Source organism: Acidovorax sp. (genome assembly GCF_046291265.1).
Lineage (GTDB): Bacteria > Pseudomonadota > Gammaproteobacteria > Burkholderiales > Burkholderiaceae_C > Acidovorax.
Genome location: NZ_JBKBTV010000036.1, coordinates 23,335 through 39,599 on the forward strand (window position 1 = coordinate 23,335; position 16,265 = coordinate 39,599).

Annotated in this window: 16 protein-coding genes; 3 read left to right on the forward strand and 13 right to left on the reverse strand. The window is 64.5% G+C overall.

All coding sequences use genetic code 11. From position 1 onward, the window contains the following. Positions 1–17: 17 nt before the first annotated feature. Positions 18–1,628 (reverse strand): gamma-glutamyltransferase family protein, encoded by a 1,611-nt coding sequence (locus ACK41V_RS14450; protein ID WP_409783294.1) that lies wholly within the window; start codon positions 1,626–1,628, stop codon positions 18–20. Between the two features lie 146 nt (positions 1,629–1,774). Next, positions 1,775–2,758 (reverse strand): Bug family tripartite tricarboxylate transporter substrate binding protein, encoded by a 984-nt coding sequence (locus ACK41V_RS14455; RefSeq protein ID WP_409783295.1) that lies wholly within the window; start codon positions 2,756–2,758, stop codon positions 1,775–1,777. A gap of 202 nt (positions 2,759–2,960) precedes the next feature. Here ACK41V_RS14455 and ACK41V_RS14460 point away from each other — a divergent pair, with 202 nt between their 5' ends. Beyond that, a complete protein-coding gene (locus ACK41V_RS14460; RefSeq protein ID WP_409783296.1) occupies positions 2,961–3,896 on the forward strand; it encodes a LysR substrate-binding domain-containing protein in 936 nt (311 codons plus the stop codon). A 6-nt stretch (positions 3,897–3,902) separates the two neighbouring features. On the opposite strand, the gene ACK41V_RS14465 is transcribed toward ACK41V_RS14460, so the two are convergent. The 8 genes from ACK41V_RS14465 to trpE form a co-directional block, all read right to left on the reverse strand. Continuing rightward, a complete protein-coding gene (locus tag ACK41V_RS14465) occupies positions 3,903–4,154 on the reverse strand; it encodes a DUF3253 domain-containing protein (protein ID WP_409783297.1) in 252 nt (83 codons plus the stop codon). Positions 4,155–4,213: 59 nt separating this feature from the next. Then, complete coding sequence (locus tag ACK41V_RS14470; protein ID WP_409783298.1) at positions 4,214–4,930, reverse strand: uracil-DNA glycosylase; 717 nt, start codon at positions 4,928–4,930, stop codon at positions 4,214–4,216. A 227-nt stretch (positions 4,931–5,157) separates the two neighbouring features. Next, positions 5,158–5,958: an indole-3-glycerol phosphate synthase TrpC gene (trpC, locus tag ACK41V_RS14475; RefSeq protein WP_409783299.1), complete on the reverse strand. Its 801-nt coding sequence runs from the start codon at positions 5,956–5,958 to the stop codon at positions 5,158–5,160. A gap of 100 nt (positions 5,959–6,058) precedes the next feature. After that, positions 6,059–7,093 carry an anthranilate phosphoribosyltransferase gene (gene trpD, locus ACK41V_RS14480; RefSeq protein ID WP_409783300.1) on the reverse strand — a complete coding sequence of 345 codons (1,035 nt, stop codon included), beginning with the start codon at positions 7,091–7,093 and terminating at the stop codon, positions 6,059–6,061. 30 nt (positions 7,094–7,123) lie between these two features. Beyond that, positions 7,124–7,765, reverse strand: a complete 642-nt coding sequence (locus tag ACK41V_RS14485) for a LysE family translocator (RefSeq protein ID WP_409783319.1) — start codon at positions 7,763–7,765, stop codon at positions 7,124–7,126. A gap of 29 nt (positions 7,766–7,794) precedes the next feature. Then, on the reverse strand, positions 7,795–8,379 hold the full coding sequence (locus tag ACK41V_RS14490) for an aminodeoxychorismate/anthranilate synthase component II (protein WP_409783301.1): 585 nt from the start codon (positions 8,377–8,379) through the stop codon (positions 7,795–7,797). Further along, complete coding sequence (locus ACK41V_RS14495) at positions 8,376–8,711, reverse strand: chorismate mutase (RefSeq protein ID WP_409783302.1); 336 nt, start codon at positions 8,709–8,711, stop codon at positions 8,376–8,378. Before ACK41V_RS14495 ends, ACK41V_RS14490 begins: the two co-directional genes overlap by 4 nt. After that, complete coding sequence (trpE, locus tag ACK41V_RS14500; RefSeq protein ID WP_409783303.1) at positions 8,708–10,207, reverse strand: anthranilate synthase component I; 1,500 nt, start codon at positions 10,205–10,207, stop codon at positions 8,708–8,710. The genes ACK41V_RS14495 and trpE overlap by 4 nt, the downstream gene beginning before the upstream one ends. Positions 10,208–10,571: 364 nt before the next feature. On the opposite strand from trpE, the gene ACK41V_RS14505 reads away from it, so the two are divergent. Then, complete coding sequence (locus ACK41V_RS14505) at positions 10,572–11,159, forward strand: chalcone isomerase family protein (protein ID WP_409783304.1); 588 nt, start codon at positions 10,572–10,574, stop codon at positions 11,157–11,159. A 286-nt stretch (positions 11,160–11,445) separates the two neighbouring features. Further along, on the forward strand, positions 11,446–13,095 hold the full coding sequence (locus ACK41V_RS14510) for a methyl-accepting chemotaxis protein (RefSeq protein ID WP_409783305.1): 1,650 nt from the start codon (positions 11,446–11,448) through the stop codon (positions 13,093–13,095). Positions 13,096–13,119: 24 nt separating this feature from the next. On the opposite strand, the gene gph is transcribed toward ACK41V_RS14510, so the two are convergent. The 3 genes from gph to ACK41V_RS14525 all read right to left on the reverse strand — a co-directional run bounded on the left by gph (position 13,120) and on the right by ACK41V_RS14525 (position 16,264). Next, positions 13,120–13,815 carry a phosphoglycolate phosphatase gene (gene gph / locus ACK41V_RS14515; protein WP_409783306.1) on the reverse strand — a complete coding sequence of 232 codons (696 nt, stop codon included), beginning with the start codon at positions 13,813–13,815 and terminating at the stop codon, positions 13,120–13,122. 255 nt (positions 13,816–14,070) lie between these two features. Then, on the reverse strand, positions 14,071–15,264 hold the full coding sequence (locus ACK41V_RS14520) for a M20 aminoacylase family protein (RefSeq protein WP_409783307.1): 1,194 nt from the start codon (positions 15,262–15,264) through the stop codon (positions 14,071–14,073). A 13-nt stretch (positions 15,265–15,277) separates the two neighbouring features. Next, positions 15,278–16,264 (reverse strand): tripartite tricarboxylate transporter substrate binding protein, encoded by a 987-nt coding sequence (locus ACK41V_RS14525; protein WP_409783308.1) that lies wholly within the window; start codon positions 16,262–16,264, stop codon positions 15,278–15,280. Position 16,265: the final 1 nt, after the last annotated feature.

Here is a 16,265-nt window from a genome sequence, read left to right on the forward strand (position 1 = left end):
GTGAATGATGGACCGTATCAGTACGCCACGGCATGCCCGTCCTTGCGGGGGTCCGAGCCTGCGATGTAGGTGCTGCCATTCTTCAGCACCAGCTGGGCGCCGCCAAAGGCGAACACGCCGTTGCCCTCTTCTACCGTCACCTCGTGGCCGCGCGCGCGCAGGGCTGCGATCACGGCGGGGTCAAACCCCAGCTCCACCACCACGCCCTTGCCGCCGGTCACGCGCCAGCGCGGCGCGTCGGCAGCGGCCTGCGGGTTCTGGCCGTAGCGCAACACCCGCAGCGCCATCTGCAGATGGCCCTGGCTTTGCATGGGGCCGCCCATCACGCCAAACGCCATCTGGGGTGTGCCATCGGCATGCATGGCAAAGGCCGGGATGATGGTGTGCGAGGGGCGCTTGCGCGGGCCCACTTCGTTGGCGTGGCCGGGAACCAGGTTGAAGTTGTGGCCGCGGTTCTGCAGGCTGATGCCGGTGCCCGGCACCACCACGCCCGAGCCAAAACCCATGTAGTTGGACTGGATGAACGAAATCATCATGCCCGACGCATCTGCCGCCGCCAGGTACACCGTGCCGCCGGGGCGTGGTGCCCCATGGCCGGGGTCACCCGCACGCTCCGGGTCGATGAGTGCCGCGCGGCTCGCCAGGTAGTCGGCGTGCAGCAACTCGTCGGGTGTGACGTGCATGGCGTCGATGTCGGCGTTGTACTGGTGCAGGTCGGCAAACGCGAGTTTCATGGCCTCGATCTGCAGGTGCACGCTGTCCACGCCATCAAGCGGTTGCTCGCCCACACCCACTGCGTCCAGCATGCCCAGCGCCATCAGCGCCGCAATGCCCTGGCCGTTGGGCGGAATCTCGTGCACCACCGAATCCCCAAACCGCTGGCTGATGGTGCCCACCCAGTCGGCCTGGTGCGCGGCCAGATCGGCGAGAGTCATGGCGCCGCCGTTGGCCTGCGAATGCGCGGCGATGCGCTCGGCGATCACGCCGCGGTAGAAGGCTTCGCCTTCGGTCTCGGCAATCAGCTCCAGCGTGCGCGCATGGGCTTCGCTGCGGAAGATCTCGCCCGCATGGGGCACGCGGCCACCCAGGTAGTCGGGCATGAAGCACTCGGCAAAACCGGGCTGCGCGCCCAGCTTGGCGGCCCCCAGCGCCCACAGTTTGGCAATGGTGGGAGACACCGGGAAACCGTTGCGCGCGTAGTCAATGGCGGGCTGCGCCAATTGCGCAAAAGGCAGCTTGCCCAGGCGCTTGGACAACGCCACCCAGGCCGACACCGCGCCGGGCACGGTGACGGCGTTCCAGCCGGTTTCGGGAATGCCGCCCAGCTTGGCAAAGTATTCCGGCGTCCACGCCGCAGGCGAGCGGCCCGAGGCGTTCAGGCCGTGCAACTCCTTGCCGTCCCACACAATGGCAAAACCATCGCTGCCCAGGCCGCAGCCGGTTGGCTCGACCACGGTGAGCGCCATGGCGGCGGCAATGGCGGCGTCCACCGCATTGCCCCCAGCCAGCAGCATGCGCAGCCCCGCCTGTGCGGCCAGCGGTTGCGATGTGGAGACCACATTGCGGCCCATCACCGCACTGCGGTGGGAGCTGTAGGGAAGGGACCAGTCAAGGGAGGAGGTGTTCATGTCTTTGTGACTCAAAGGCTGACGGAGGTAAGCCAGCACAGGTTGCAACCGGCGCGGCCCATGCGAGAGACGCCGAGGAAGGGCCGCCCCGCACCGAGGGCGTCGTCCCCCTTCAAGGGGGAAGGCGCCGAAGGCGACTCAGGGGATTACTCCACCGTTATCTTGTGCTGCCGAATGACGGTGGCCCAGCGGTTGCTGTCGGTCTGCACCATGGCACCAAACTGCGCTGCAGTGCTGGGGGCTGCGGGCTCTACGCCCAGCTTGGCCAGGCTGGCCGCCACTTCGGGGGACTGCACGGCCTTGGCAAAGGCGGCGTGGATGCGTTGCACCAGTGCGGGCGGCGCATTGGCAGGCAGATAAACCCCAAACCAGGTGACCGACGAATAGCCGGGCAGACCGGACTCGGCCATGGTGGGCAGCTCGGGCGCCAGGCTGCTGCGCTTTTCGCTGGTCACGGCCAGGGCGCGCAGGCGGCCTGCCTTGGCGTGTGGCATGCCCGTGGGCAGGGAGTCAAACAGCACATGCGTCTGCCCGGCGATCAGATCCGGAATGGCCAGCGCCGTGCCTTTGTAGGGAATGTGCGTCATCTCCACGCCCGCCTGGGCGCTGAAGGCGGCGGTGTTCAGGTGCACGATGGTGCCGTTGCCACTGGTGGCGTAGTTGAGCTTGCCGGGGTTGGCTTTGGCATAGGTAATCAGCTCGCCCACAGTCTTGACTGGCAGCGAGTTGGTGACCAGCAGCACGCTGGGTGCGTCGGCCACATGGGCCACGGGCACGAAGTCCTTGCGGGGGTCGTAAGCCAGCTTGGGCATCAGGTGGGGCGAGATGGCGTGGGTACTGCTGGTCGTGAGCAGCAGCGTGTAGCCGTCGGCAGGGGCCTTGGCGGCCTCGGCCGTGCCCAGCGTGCCGCCCGCACCGGGCTTGTTGTCGACCACCATCTGCTGGCCCAGGTCAGCGGCCACACGTTGTGTGACCACGCGCGCGACCAGGTCGGTGGCGCCGCTGGCCGGGAACGGCACGATCACGCGCACAGGGCGGTCGGGCCAGGCCGCTTGCGCGTGGACGGCAGAAACGCAGGCCAGCAGGCCGGCCAGGCCCAGCACGCCACGACCCCAAGAGATAAGACGCATACAGAGCACTCCAAAAACAGGACGAAGAAGACCGTTCGAAAAAATGAGGGCGGCAGGCCCGGAGCAAGGAGCTGCGGACACCGCCCGCGCGGCGCGGAACGGACCCATCTTAGGAAGCTCTGCCTTGCATTACCACCAGCAAATCAGCAAACAGCTTTGCCGCAGCGGCAAAGCGGCCGATACTGGCGGGCGAATGACCGCCATGACATTGACCACCCTGACGCCCCAGCGCGCCCACCTGCTGCAAGACACCACCCTGCGCTACTTTCTGGAAGTGGCCCAGAGCGGCTCGCTCACCGAAGCGTCCGCGCGCCTGCACGTGGCGGCATCGGCCCTGAGCCGACAGATCGCGGGCCTGGAGGCCCAGCTGGGCACGCCCCTGTTCGACCGCCACCCGCGTGGCATGGTGCTGACCGCGGCGGGCGAAATTTTGGCGGTGCACGCGCGCCGCACGGTGCTGGACGCCGAACGCGCGCTGGGCGAGATCGGCGCACTGCAGGGCCTGCGCGCGGGGCAGGTGCGGCTGGCCACGTCGGATGCGTTTGCGAACGAGCTGGTGCCACGGCTGTGTGTGGAGTTTCAGCGCACGCACACGGGCATCCAGTTCAGTGTGTTGTCCATACCCACCGCGCAGGTGCCGGATGCCGTGCGCAGTGGCGCCGCCGACATCGGCCTGTGCTTCAGCCGCGCGCCGCACAAGGACATCGAGGTGGCCTACCGCCAGACCGCCCCGGTGCTGGCGCTGGTCCCGCCCGGCCACCCGCTGGCCAGTGCCGAGAGCGTCACGCTGGCGCAGATGGCCGAATACCCGCTGGCCCTGCCCCCGGCCGAGACCACGGTGCGCCAGATGATCGACATCGTCTGCAGCCGCCAGGGCCTGCAGCTGGAGGCGGTGCTCATCAGCAACCATGTCAAGACGGTGCTCAACTTTGTGGCGCATGGGGGTGGATTGTCAGTAGCCAGCGAGATCGCGGCGCGCCACCTGGTGGAAGCGGGCGCCGTTGTGGCCCTGCCCATCAGCGACCCTGGCATGGACCTGCGCGACCTGGAGGTGCAGACCCTCGCAGGCCGCAGCCTGCCGGTGGCCGTGCAGGCGTTCATGGATTTGCTCAAGGAACGGCTGCCGGGGCGGTGGTGATTTTTATTAGTCAGGCAGTCCCAGGCGGATGGGTCCGCCCGGCGCGATCGCGTCGACCGGTGCGCCACCGCGTGTCACTCTGAGGCGGTGTTGCTGCGCAAGGGCTTGCGCAACCTGGCGTACCTGCGGCATCCATTCACGCCATGCGCCACCTTCCGGCAGCAGGGACCGGGCGACCTCCGACGGGCAGATGGTGGCGCCGGGCTGCCGCACTGACAGCAGGGCAAAAATCCGCTCTTCAATGTCTGCGTCCGTCATGGCGGCCTGCCGTATTCAAAAACACCCGTTGTGTCGCGTTACCCACGCACGCGGGACGCTCAATACCCGTGCAACGTCCGAAAATCGCGCGCCTTGCCAAAGTGCCCGTTGCCGATAAAAGGCACGGGTGGGCGCAGCGCCGACAGCGGCGAGGGGTGGTTGGACGTCAGCACCAGATGACCCCGGTCTTGCGGAATGAACGCGCGTTTGGACTGCGCGTGCGCGCCCCACAGCATGAACACGACCGGGCGCGGGCCTTCCGCCACGTGGCGGATCACGGCGTCGGTCAGCGCCTCCCAGCCCTTGCCGGCGTGGCTGGCGGGTTGGCCCTCTTCCACCGTGAGGCCGGTGTTGAGCAGCAGCACGCCATTCTTGGCCCACTTCACCAGACTGCCGCCCGGATCTGGGGACGGCGGAAACGGTGTGCCCAGGTCGCGCTGCATCTCCTTGAAGATGTTGCGCAGCGAGGGCGGCAACGGCACGCCCGGCGCGACCGAAAACGCCAGCCCCTCAGCCTGGCCGCGGCCGTGGTACGGATCCTGCCCCAGGATGACGACCCGCACGGCGTCGGGCGGTGTGAGGTCGAGCGCGCGCAACGGCTGGGGCGGAAAAATCGTCGCCCCGGCCTGCAGGCGCGATTGCAGGAAGGCCCGCAGCGCCTGCCCGCGGGCATCGGCAAAGAAGGCGTCCACCAGCGGCTGCCAGCCGGGTGCCACCGCCCAGTCGGCAGGGTCGGCGCTCTGCAGTTGCGTGGGGGCTTGGGCAGGCAGATTCATGGTCAAAATGGCCTCTAGCGCTTTACCATCAAGCGCTGATAGCTATGAAATTTATAGTTTTTGAACCCATCGACTCTGTCGTCAGCGATGCATGAGACCGGCGCAGCCCTAGCCAGCGGCCACCGTGCAAGGGCCGCCCCGCCGCGCCGGTGGCGTCCCCCTGCCCGCATCGCGAAGCGGTGCGAGAGCGGGGGGAAGGCGCGAAGCGCCTCAGGGGGGTGTTCACTTCACCCAAACAGCTGCGCCAAGGCTAGGCCCGGGTCGTCCGCGCGCATGAAGGCTTCGCCCACCAGGAAGGCGTGCACACCTGCGTCGCGCATCGTCTTCACATCCTGCGGTTTGAGAATGCCCGACTCGGTGACCAGCAGGCGGTCAGCGGGCACGTCCTTGAGCATGCCCAAGGTGGTGTCCAGCGTGACCTCGAACGTGCGCAGGTTGCGGTTGTTGATGCCGACCAGCGGCGTCTTGAGCTTGAGGGCGCGCTCCAGTTCGGGCCGGTCGTGCACCTCCACCAGCACGGCCATGTCCAGGCTGCGGGCGATGGCCTCGAAGTCGGCCATCTGCGCGTCGTCCAGGCAGGCCGCAATCAGCAAGATGGCGTCGGCGCCCATGGCCCGCGATTCGTAGATCTGGTACGCATCGACCATGAAATCCTTGCGCAGCACGGGCAGCAAGGTGCTGGCACGGGCTTGCTTCAGATAGTCAGGCTGGCCCTGAAAGAACTGCCGGTCGGTCAGTACCGACAGGCAAGCAGCGCTGACCTTGCCATCACCTTCCATGTAGCTTTGGGCAATGTCGGCGGGCTCGAAGTCGGCACGCAACACGCCTTTGCTGGGGCTGGCTTTCTTGACCTCGGCAATCACCGCCGCCTGGCCCTTGGCGATCTTGGCGCGCAGCGCGCCTTCAAAGTCGCGCGTGAGCACGCGGCTCTCGGCATCGGCGCGCATGGCGTCCAGCGAGAGGCGTTTTTTGGCGGCGGCCACTTCTTCGTGCTTGACGGCCACGATCTTGTTGAGGATGTCGCTCATGTCTGGGGTGCTCCTTGCGGCCGACCCACCGAACTGGCGGGGTGGGTGAGCGCAGTGTTTGTCAATGAATATCCGATGGGCAGGGGCACATGCCCGCGCGTCAGGCTGGCACCTGCGCCCGGCTGAACGCGACCACCTGCTCCAGCTTGGCCTTGGCCAGGCCCGCGTCGACGGCGGCTGCCGCGCGGTCGACGCCCTCCTTCATGGTGGGCACCAGGCCGGCAGCGTACAGCGCCACGCCGCTGTTGAGCAGCACGATATCGCGCGCTGCACCGCTGTCGCCCGCCAGCACGCCGCGCAGCATGGCCACCGACTCCTGGGGCGTCTCTACCTTGATGCTGCGGTTGCTCTGCATCGACAAACCGAAGTCCTCGGGGTGGATTTCGTATTCGCGGATCTCGCCGTTCTTCAACTCGCCCACCATGGTGGCCGCGCCCAGGCTCACCTCGTCCATGCCGTCGCGGCCATACACCACCACGGCGTGTTCGGCCCCAAGGCGCTGCAGTGCTCGCACCTGGATACCCACGAGGTCGGAGTGAAACACGCCCATGAGGATGTTGGGCGCACTGGCCGGGTTGGTCAGCGGGCCCAGCAGATTGAAGAATGTCTTGACGCCCATCTCCTTGCGCACGGGCGCCACGTTCTTCATGGCCGGATGGTGGTTGGGCGCGAACATGAAGCCCACGCCCGTTTCGGCCACGCTGCGCCCGATCTGCTCGGGCGTGAGGTTGATGTTGACGCCCAGCGCCTCCATCACGTCCGCGCTGCCCGACTTGGACGACACGCTCCGCCCGCCGTGTTTGGCCACCTTGGCGCCCGCAGCGGCCGCCACGAACATGGAGCAGGTGCTGATGTTGAAGGTGTGCGACCCGTCGCCACCGGTGCCAACGATGTCCACAAGGTGGGTGCGGTCGGCCACCGGCACCTTGGTGGACAACTCGCGCATCACCTGTGCGGCGGCGGTGATCTCACCAATGGTTTCCTTCTTGACGCGCAGACCGGTGGTGATGGCCGCCACCATGAGGGGCGAGATCTCGCCCTTCATGATCATGCGCATCAGGTGCAGCATCTCGTCGTGAAAGATCTCGCGGTGTTCAATGGTGCGCAGCAGCGCTTCCTGGGGGGTGATGGACATGTGTTGTCTCCGGTTTGTTCTCTGCGCTTTTTATGCAGCAGGTCGATCTGAAAATGCCAGCTTCAGGCCGAAGCCGATGAACATCGCCCCGGCAACGCGGTCGAGCCAATGCATGCCGCGCTGCACGGCCCCCACACGCCGCGCCATCCATGACGCGGCCAGCGCCCAGCCCGCGTTGACGGGAATGGCGTTCACGTTGAACAGCACGCCCAGCAGCACAAAGGCCAGCGCCTTGTTCTCGGTGCCCGGCGCAATGAACTGCGGCACAAAGGCCAGGAAGAAGATGGCGACTTTGGGGTTGAGCACATTGGTCCAGAACCCACCCATGAACACACTGCGCAACGAGACCACCGCAGTGGAATGAACCCGCGCCGCCGCGATGGCAGCACCGCTGGCGCTGTCTCCCGAGGCTTTGGCAAACAGCATGCGCGCACCCATCCACAGCAGGTAGGCGGCGCCCACCCACTTGAGCACGGTGAACGCTGTGGCCGAGGTGGCCAGCAACGCGCCCACACCCACGGCCGCCGCAAAGATGTGCACGAAGCAACCCGCCGTGATGCCCAGCCCCGCCACGATGCCCGCGCGTGTGCCGGACTTGAGTGCGTTGGTGACGATGTACAGCACATCCGGCCCGGGCGTCAGGTTGAGCAGCCAGCCTGCGGCGATGAACATCACCAGCTGGTGCGTGTCGATGAACCCCGTCACGCGCACTGCTCCAGAAAGTTCTTCAGCATGGCGTGGCCGTGTTCGGTGAGGATACTTTCGGGGTGGAACTGTACGCCTTCAATCGCCAACGTCTTGTGACGCACGCCCATGATCTCGCCGTCATCCGTCCAGGCCGTCACCTCCAGCACCTCGGGGCAGGTGGCGCGCTCGATGGACAGGGAGTGGTAGCGGTTGACGGTGAACTTCTCGGGCAACCCGGCAAAGACACCCTTCTGCGTGGTGGTGATGACGCTGGTCTTGCCGTGCATCAGTTGCTGCGCGCGGATGATGTTGCCGCCAAACGCCGCACCAATGGCCTGGTGGCCCAGGCACACGCCGAGGATGGGCAGCTTGCCCGCAAAGTGCTTGATCGCGGCCACCGAAATACCCGCCTCGGCGGGCGAGCAGGGGCCGGGCGAGATGACCAGGCGATCCAGCTGCCCGGCGTTCAGGCGCGCTTCGATGTCAGCCACGCTGATTTCGTCGTTGCGAAACACCTCCACCTCGGCGCCCAGTTCACCGAAATACTGGACGATGTTGTAGGTGAAGCTGTCGTAGTTATCGACCATCAAGAGTTTCATGCGGCGCTCCCGGCAAGGGCGGGCTCGCGCAGACGGGCGAACTCGCGGTGTTCATAGGCAATGCAGGCTTCCATGAGGCTGCGGTAGATGGCTTCGATCACGTCGGCGTCACCGCCTTCAGCCTGAGCGCGCTCACGCACGCGGTCAACTATGGCTTTGATGCGCGCTTCGTCGCGCACCTGTTCCACGCCCTGCTTGATGCGCGCCGCCTGGGTCATGTAGCCCACGCGCTCCACCAGCAGCGGCACCAGCACGTCGTCCAGCGCATTCACTTCGCGGCGCACGTCCTGCATGGTGTTGCAGGGTTTCACTTTGTCGATGGCGCGGGTCATTCCAGGCCCTCCTCAACCAGCTCTGCAGCGCGCAGCAGCGCGCGGGCCTTGTGCTCGGTTTCTTTCCATTCCAGCTCAGGCACCGAATCGGCCACCACGCCCGCAGCGGCCTGCACATAGAGCGTGCCGTTCTTGATGATGCCGGTGCGAATGGCAATGGCCACGTCCATATCGCCCGCGTAGCTCAGGTAGCCACAGGCGCCGCCGTACAGGCCGCGCTTGGTGGGTTCCAGCTGGTCGATCAGCTCCATGGCGTGCACCTTAGGCGCGCCGGTGAGCGTGCCAGCAGGGAAGGTGGCCTTGAGCACATCCATGCTGGTCATGCCGTCGTTCAGGATGCCTTCCACGTTGCTCACGATGTGCATCACGTGGCTGTAGCGCTCCACGGCAAAGGCCTCGGTCACCTTCACGGTGCCGGTCTTGGCAATGCGGCCGATGTCGTTGCGCGCCAGGTCAATCAGCATCACGTGTTCGGCGCGTTCCTTGGGGTCGTTGATGAGTTCAACCTCGGTGGCTTTGTCCTTCTCGGGTGTGGCGCCACGTGGGCGGGTGCCGGCCAGGGGGCGGATGGTGACCTTCGTGCCTTCTTCTGTTTTCTCCTGGCGCACCAGGATCTCGGGGCTGGCGCCCACCACGTGGAAGTCGCCAAAATCGTAGAAGTACATGTACGGCGACGGGTTCAGCGAGCGCAGCGCGCGGTACAGGCTCAGGGGACTTTCGGTGTAGCGCTTGTGGATACGCTGGCCCACCTGCACCTGCATGAAGTCGCCCGCGGCGATCAGCTCCTTGGCGCGGTCTACGGCGGCCAGGTAGTCGGCCTTGGCAAAGTCGCGCTGGGCGGGGTGGCTTTCGGTGGCCTTGACCACGGGGGCGCTCACCGAATACTTGAGCTGCTCCTTGAGGTCGCGCAGGCGCTTTTTGGCCTTGGCGTACGCCTCGGGCTGGGCCGGGTCGGCATAGACGATGAGGTAAAGCTTGCCCGAGAGGTTGTCGATGACGGCCAGTTCCTCGCACTGCAGCAGCAGGATGTCGGGGCAGCCCAGGGTGTCGGGCGGGCAGGTGGTTTCGAGCTTCTTCTCGATGTAGCGCACCGCGTCGTAGCCAAAGTAACCGGCCAGGCCGCCACAAAAACGCGGCAGTCCCGGCCGGAGGGCCACCTTGAAGCGCTTTTGGTAGGCCTCGATGAAATCGAGCGGGTTGCCTTCGGCAGTCTCGACCACCTGGCCGTCGGTGACGACCTCGGTGCGGGCTGCAGCACCGAAGCCGCTCGCGCGCAGCAAGGTGCGCGCGGGCAGGCCGATGAAGCTGTAGCGACCAAAGCGCTCACCGCCCACCACGGATTCGAGCAGAAAGCTGTGCTTGCCGCCGTCCTTGGTGTGCGCCAGCTTCAGGTAGAGCGAAAGCGGGGTTTCCAGGTCCGCAAAGGCCTCGACCATGAGCGGGATGCGGTTGTAGCCTTCGCTGGCCAGGCTTTTGAATTCAAGTTCTGTGATCACGGGGAGAGCTCCCAGCTGTCGCAGCGCGTATCCCTGTGCAATGAGTAAGGGGCGCTGCGGTCCATTCAATCGGCCCCCGCATCAAAGGGAGGCCACGGGTGCACGCTGGGGCGTCTTCGGCCCAGGTGCCATCAGGCGTTCAAAGAGACAGGCTGACGCCAGGGCCAGGCTCCCCGGTCGCTGCAACCTGTGATGAACACGTGGTGAATGAACATGGGGGCAAAGTGTAGCAAAGGTTTTTTCGTGGCCGGATTTGACGGCCCTCCACCTGAGATCACACAACCCATCGAAAACCCTGTTGCGGATCACTCAGAGCGCTGCAACAATTTGAAACGAACGACCGTTCTTTTTTAAGGATCTGCGCATGAAATTCCTGAAGCAATGCGTTGTGGTGGCCAGCGCCTGCCTGATAGCAACCAGCGCCTTTGCCCAGCCCACGACCGTGGCCGACGTGAAGTACGAAGAAACCGCCAGTCTGGGCGGCAGCACGCTGCAGCTCAATGGTGCGGGCGTGCGCTACAAGGCTGTTTTCAAGGTGTACACCGCGGGGTTGTACCTCGACAAGAAAGCGGGCTCGACACAAGAGGTCGCAGCCCTGAAGGGCCCCAAGCGCATGAGCATCACCATGCTGCGCGAAATCGACTCCACCGAGCTGGGCAAACTGTTCTCGCGCGGCATGGAAGACAACATGGACCGGGCCGCGTTCTCCAAGCTGATTCCCGGCGTGCTGCGCATGAGCCAGATCTTCTCGGACCACAAGAAGCTGCAAGCGGGCGACCAGTTCATGATTGACTGGATTCCGGGCACCGGCACGGTGATCACCGTGAAGGGAAAGCCCCAGGGCGAGCCGTTCAAGGAGCCTGAATTTTTCAACGCACTGATGGGCATCTGGTTGGGCAACGTGCCTGCGGACTGGAAACTCAAGGACGCCTTGCTGGGCAAGCCTGCGTAGGCATCCACCCACACAGCCCTTGGCCCACGGCCCTGGGCAAACCCTCACCCCATCACCCCCTTGGCTGTCGCCCGCCCGACTGACGCGGCCTCTTGTGGGGCGTACCCTTTGATTCAACGATTGCACCCATCGCCTCTGCAATCCATGGCATCCCGCTGCGCACAACCCGCAGCTTTAGGTGTCACGGCCTGCCCCCCGCTTTGAGCGCTACCCGCGCGCCGCAACACGCCGTCTGCAACGCCTTCTCTTTTTTGCCTCCCGACACCTTTCTGCGCCAGACACCACCATGAAATTCAGTAATCTTTCCGTCGGCCTGCGCTTGGGCTTGTCTTTTGGCGCCATCCTGCTCATCACGGCCCTCATTGCTGCCACCGGCATGTGGCGCATTGCCAGCCTGCAAGGGGCCAGCGAGCGGGTCGCCACGCAAGAAATCGAACAACAGACCCTGGTGGAAGACTGGGCGTCCGACATCCGCCTGAACTGGGTGCGGACCGAGGCCTTCCTGAAAGCCATCGACCGCGACTACATGGACAAGCTCACTGCGGACACGCAGGCCACCGCCACGGGCATGGACGCGAAAGTGAAGCGCATCGAGGCACTGGTGCAGGGCGACACCGCACGCAGCCTGCTGGCCACCATTGCCACCGCCCGCACGGCCTACAACGACAAACTCACCGAGATCCGCGAACTGCACCGGGGTGGCGAGCCCAACGTGCCCACCATGGTGGACAAGGATCTGCGCCCCCTGGCCGACAAGTACCTGAAATCGCTCGACGACCTGCGCAGCACCATGGCCACCCAGCTGTCAGAGAGCCAGGCCGACACCAGCACCCTTGCCAAGGCCAGCCAGGTGCTGCTGGGCGTGGGCACGCTGGTGGCAGTGGCCCTGGGCGCGCTGCTGGCCTTCACGGTGACGCGCTCCATCGTGCGCCCGGTACAACAGGGCAAGCAGGCGGCCGAAAACATTGCCGATGGCGACCTGACCCACCCCATCGTGGCAGCGGGCAACGACGAGACCGGCCAGTTGTTGCAGGCGTTGGCCACCATGCAGTCGCGCCTGGCAAGCATCGTGGGCAATGTGCGACACAGCGCAGAAGGCGTGGCCACTGCCAGCGCGGAGATCGCGTCTGGCAACAACGACCTGTCGGCCCGCACCGAACAGCAGGCCTCGGCGCTGGAGGAAACCGCCGCCTCCATGGAAGAGTTGGGATCCACCGTGCGGCAGAACGCGGACAACGCCCGCCAAGCCAATCAGCTGGCCATGAGCGCATCCACCGTGGCCAAACAAGGCGGTGACGTGGTGGCCGAGGTGGTGGACACCATGAAGGGCATCAACGACAGCAGCAAAAAAATCGCCGACATCATCAGCGTGATCGACGGCATTGCGTTTCAGACCAACATCCTGGCGCTGAACGCGGCTGTAGAGGCAGCTCGCGCGGGCGAGCAAGGGCGCGGATTTGCCGTGGTGGCGGGTGAAGTGCGCAGCCTGGCCCAGCGCAGCGCCGAAGCAGCCAAGGAGATCAAGGGACTGATCGGAACCAGCGTGGAGCGCGTAGAGCGCGGCACCGCACTGGTCGACAAGGCCGGCGCGACCATGACCGAAGTGGTCAGCGCCATCCGCCGCGTGACCGACATCATGGGTGAGATCAGTGCCGCCAGCAGCGAACAAAGCTCGGGCGTATCGCAGGTGGGCGAAGCCATCACGCAGATGGACCAGGCGACACAGCAGAACGCGGCCCTGGTAGAGCAAAGCGCCGCTGCGGCCGACAGCTTGAAAACCCAGGCGGGGCAACTGGTGGATGCGGTGGCCGTGTTTCGCCTGTCTGCGGGGGCGAACAGCGGCAACTACAGCGCTGCGCCCTCCGTGCAGGCAGGTGCATTGCAGGCAACCCGGTTGAACTACCGCAGTGCAGCGCCGCGGCAGCTACCGGCGTAACTGCCATGGCGCCTCAAGCGGCTGTCACAGCAGCTGCGTGAGCGAGTCCACAAACCCGTCGGCGTCCACGGCCCGCACCGGCTGGCCGTGGTTGTAGCCGTAGGTGACCAGCACCACCGGGCAACCCGCCGCCCGCGCGGCCTGTGCGTCGTTGCTCGAATCGCCCACCATCAGCGTTCGCAGGGGAGTCGTCCCCAGCGCCTCACAAGTTTTGATGAGTGGCAAAGGGTCCGGCTTCTTGCGCTCAAACGCGTCGCCACCAAACACTTTTTCAAAGTATCCGTCGAGCCCCTTGGCCTTGAGCAAAGGCAGCGCAAAATTGGTGGGCTTATTGGTCAGGCAGGCCATGCGCAGCCCGGCCGCGCGCAGCGCCGCGAGGCCATCAGCCACCCCGGCGTACACGCGCGCATATTGGCCATTGATGTCCAGGTAGTGGCGCTGGTAGCTGGACCAGGCTGCGGGGTAGATTGCTTCTACTTTGATAGCTAAAAGCGCTTTATCATCAAGCGCTAGCACGTGTTTTAGCACTGAAACCAGCAGATGTTCAGAGCCTTTGCCCACCATGTGCTCGATGTGTTCGGCCCCGATGGGCGGCAGGGCCAGCTCGCGCAGCATGCGGTTGAGCGCCTCGTTGAAATCCCCCATCGTGTCGACCATGGTGCCATCCAGGTCGACGATGACGGCGTCCACGCGGGACAGGTCTATCGGAATAAAGTTCACAAATGAAGAATAGAGTTTGCAACTTTTGGGATGGTAAGGCCACGAGCCTCAGACGATAGTTTGCAAAGGATATCCGCAGGTCGCCTGCAGCACGCCATATCCCGAAGCACCTCAATCCAGTGCGAGCCCAGGCGGCGGCTTGGCGGTGGTTGCAGGCCCTCAAGCCTGCCTGCCGAGTGACCGCTGGTAGCGTTATAGCAGTCTTGGGACATAAAAATCTGCAAGGCTTCCCGTTGGTCGTGATACCGGGCACCTTCATTTAATTTCTTCCTGGAGGTAGGTCTCGATCAAGCGGCACCAGAATGCTGCACCCGGCGCAATGATGTCGTCATTGAAGTCGTAGCCCGGGTTGTGAACGCTGCATGCGCCGGGTGTCCCCGCACCGCCGTTGCCCACAAAGAAATAGCAGCCAGGGACCTTTTGCAGCATGAAGGCGAAGTCTTCGCTGGCCGTGAACATCGGACCATTGGCATCCACCTGCTGTGGACCCAACAACCGGGTTGCCACATCCACCGCGAATGCCGTCTCTTTATCCGTGTTCACCAGAACCGCATAGCCTTCGCGCCAGTCGATGGTTGCTTCGACTTCGTAGCTTTGAGCCTGCATCTTCACCAGGTCCAGGATCCGTGCCTTGATCAGCGTTCGGACATCGTTGTCCAGTGCTCGAATGCTCAGCTCAAGTTTTGCGTCTTCCGGGATGACGTTGTTGGCCTGACCAGCATTGACCGCGCCCACGGTCACCACGGCGGTCTTCAGGGGGTCCACATTCCTGGACACGACCGTCTGCAAAGCCATGACGATGGACGAAGCAGCTACCACGGTGTCGCGCGTTTCATGCGGGAAAGCGCCATGACCGCCACGACCTTTCAAGGTGATGGTGACGTTGTCGCTCGACGCCATCGTCGGGCCAGACCTGAAGACAAAGCGCCCCGCCTCGATGCCTGGCATGTTGTGCAAGGCATAGACCGCGTCACAGGGGAACCGGTCGAACAGGCCATCCGCCATCATCTCGACCGCACCACCAGCGCCCTCCTCAGCAGGCTGAAAGATCAGGTGCAGAACACCATGAAAGTTCAGGTCTTCCGCCACAAACTTGGCGGCGGCCAGCAAGGTCGCCGTATGGCCGTCATGCCCGCAGGCATGCATCAACCCAGCCCGCTTGCTGGCCCAGTCGTGCCCGCTGGACTCCAGAATCGGCAAGGCGTCCATGTCGGCACGTATGCCCAGGGAGCGGTTGCCAGCCCCCCTTCGCAAGGTGCCCACCACGCCAGTTCGCCCCATGCCAGTCGTGACTTCGTAGCCCCAATCGCGCAACTTCCGCGCAACCAGCGCAGCGGTCTGATGCTCTTCAAAGGCGAGTTCTGGTTGGGCGTGAATTTCCCTTCGAATCAAGATGAATTCGCCAACACGGTCGGCCAGTGCATGACCCAGGTAGGTGCTGTTCTGCATGTCTGAGCACCGGTCACTGCGGCTGCAGCCGCATGGATTTCGCAATGGCCTGGTACTTCGCGGTGTTTTCCGCGTACAGCTTGCCCAGCGCCGCCAGTGGCTGTGGACGCGGAACAATCATGGCCTGAGCTTCCAGGGCAGTGCGCACTGTCACGTCGTTGGCAACTTCGCTCAAGGCCTTATGCAAAGCCTGCACCACTGGCTCGGGTGTGTCCTTGTGGACAAAAAAGCCAGCCCAGGTTTCGAACACGAACCCCTTGAGCGCGGTGCTTTCGTTAAGAGCCGGCACCTGCTTGAACAGGTCTTGCCTTTCGGCGGACAACACGGCGGGCGCCTTCAGCTTTCCATCCGCCACCAGCTGAACCTGTCCCTTGCCGTAGGGGGTCATGAAGATGTCGACCTGTCCACCCATCAAATCCTGCACAGCAGGCGCCCCACCCTTGTAGGGAACATGGGTCATGGGCACGCCGGTCACTTTCGACATGTGCTCGCCCAGCAGGTGATAGAGCGAGCCAGGCCCGACGCTGGCAAAGGTCAGCGGCTTGCCTTCTGCGGCCGACTTGCGCGCATGCGCGACGAGTTCATCGCCATTGGACGCTGGCAGGTCCTTGCGGGCCAGCATGACCAAGGGATTCACGGTGATCATTTGCACCAGACGGAAATCCTCAGGCTTGTATTTGACCGCCGCATTGGACAGCGGCGCAAGAATCAGCTCGTTGGGGGAGCCTTGGAAAATCATGTGCCCGTCAGGCGCGCTGTTCAGCACCTTTTGAGCCGCAATCCCGCCACTGGCTCCCCCCAGGTTCTCGACGATCACGGTCTGTCCAAGATGCTTGGCCAGCACGTTGTTGAGACTGCGGGCGATGACGTCGGACACACCCCCAGCGGGGTACGGCACCATCAGCGTGACGGGCTTGGACGGGAAGGTCTGAGCCCATGCCGAGCAGCTCATCACCAGGCCGAAAAGGACGCCGGACAAAGCTTTGAACGAGGGTTTCATG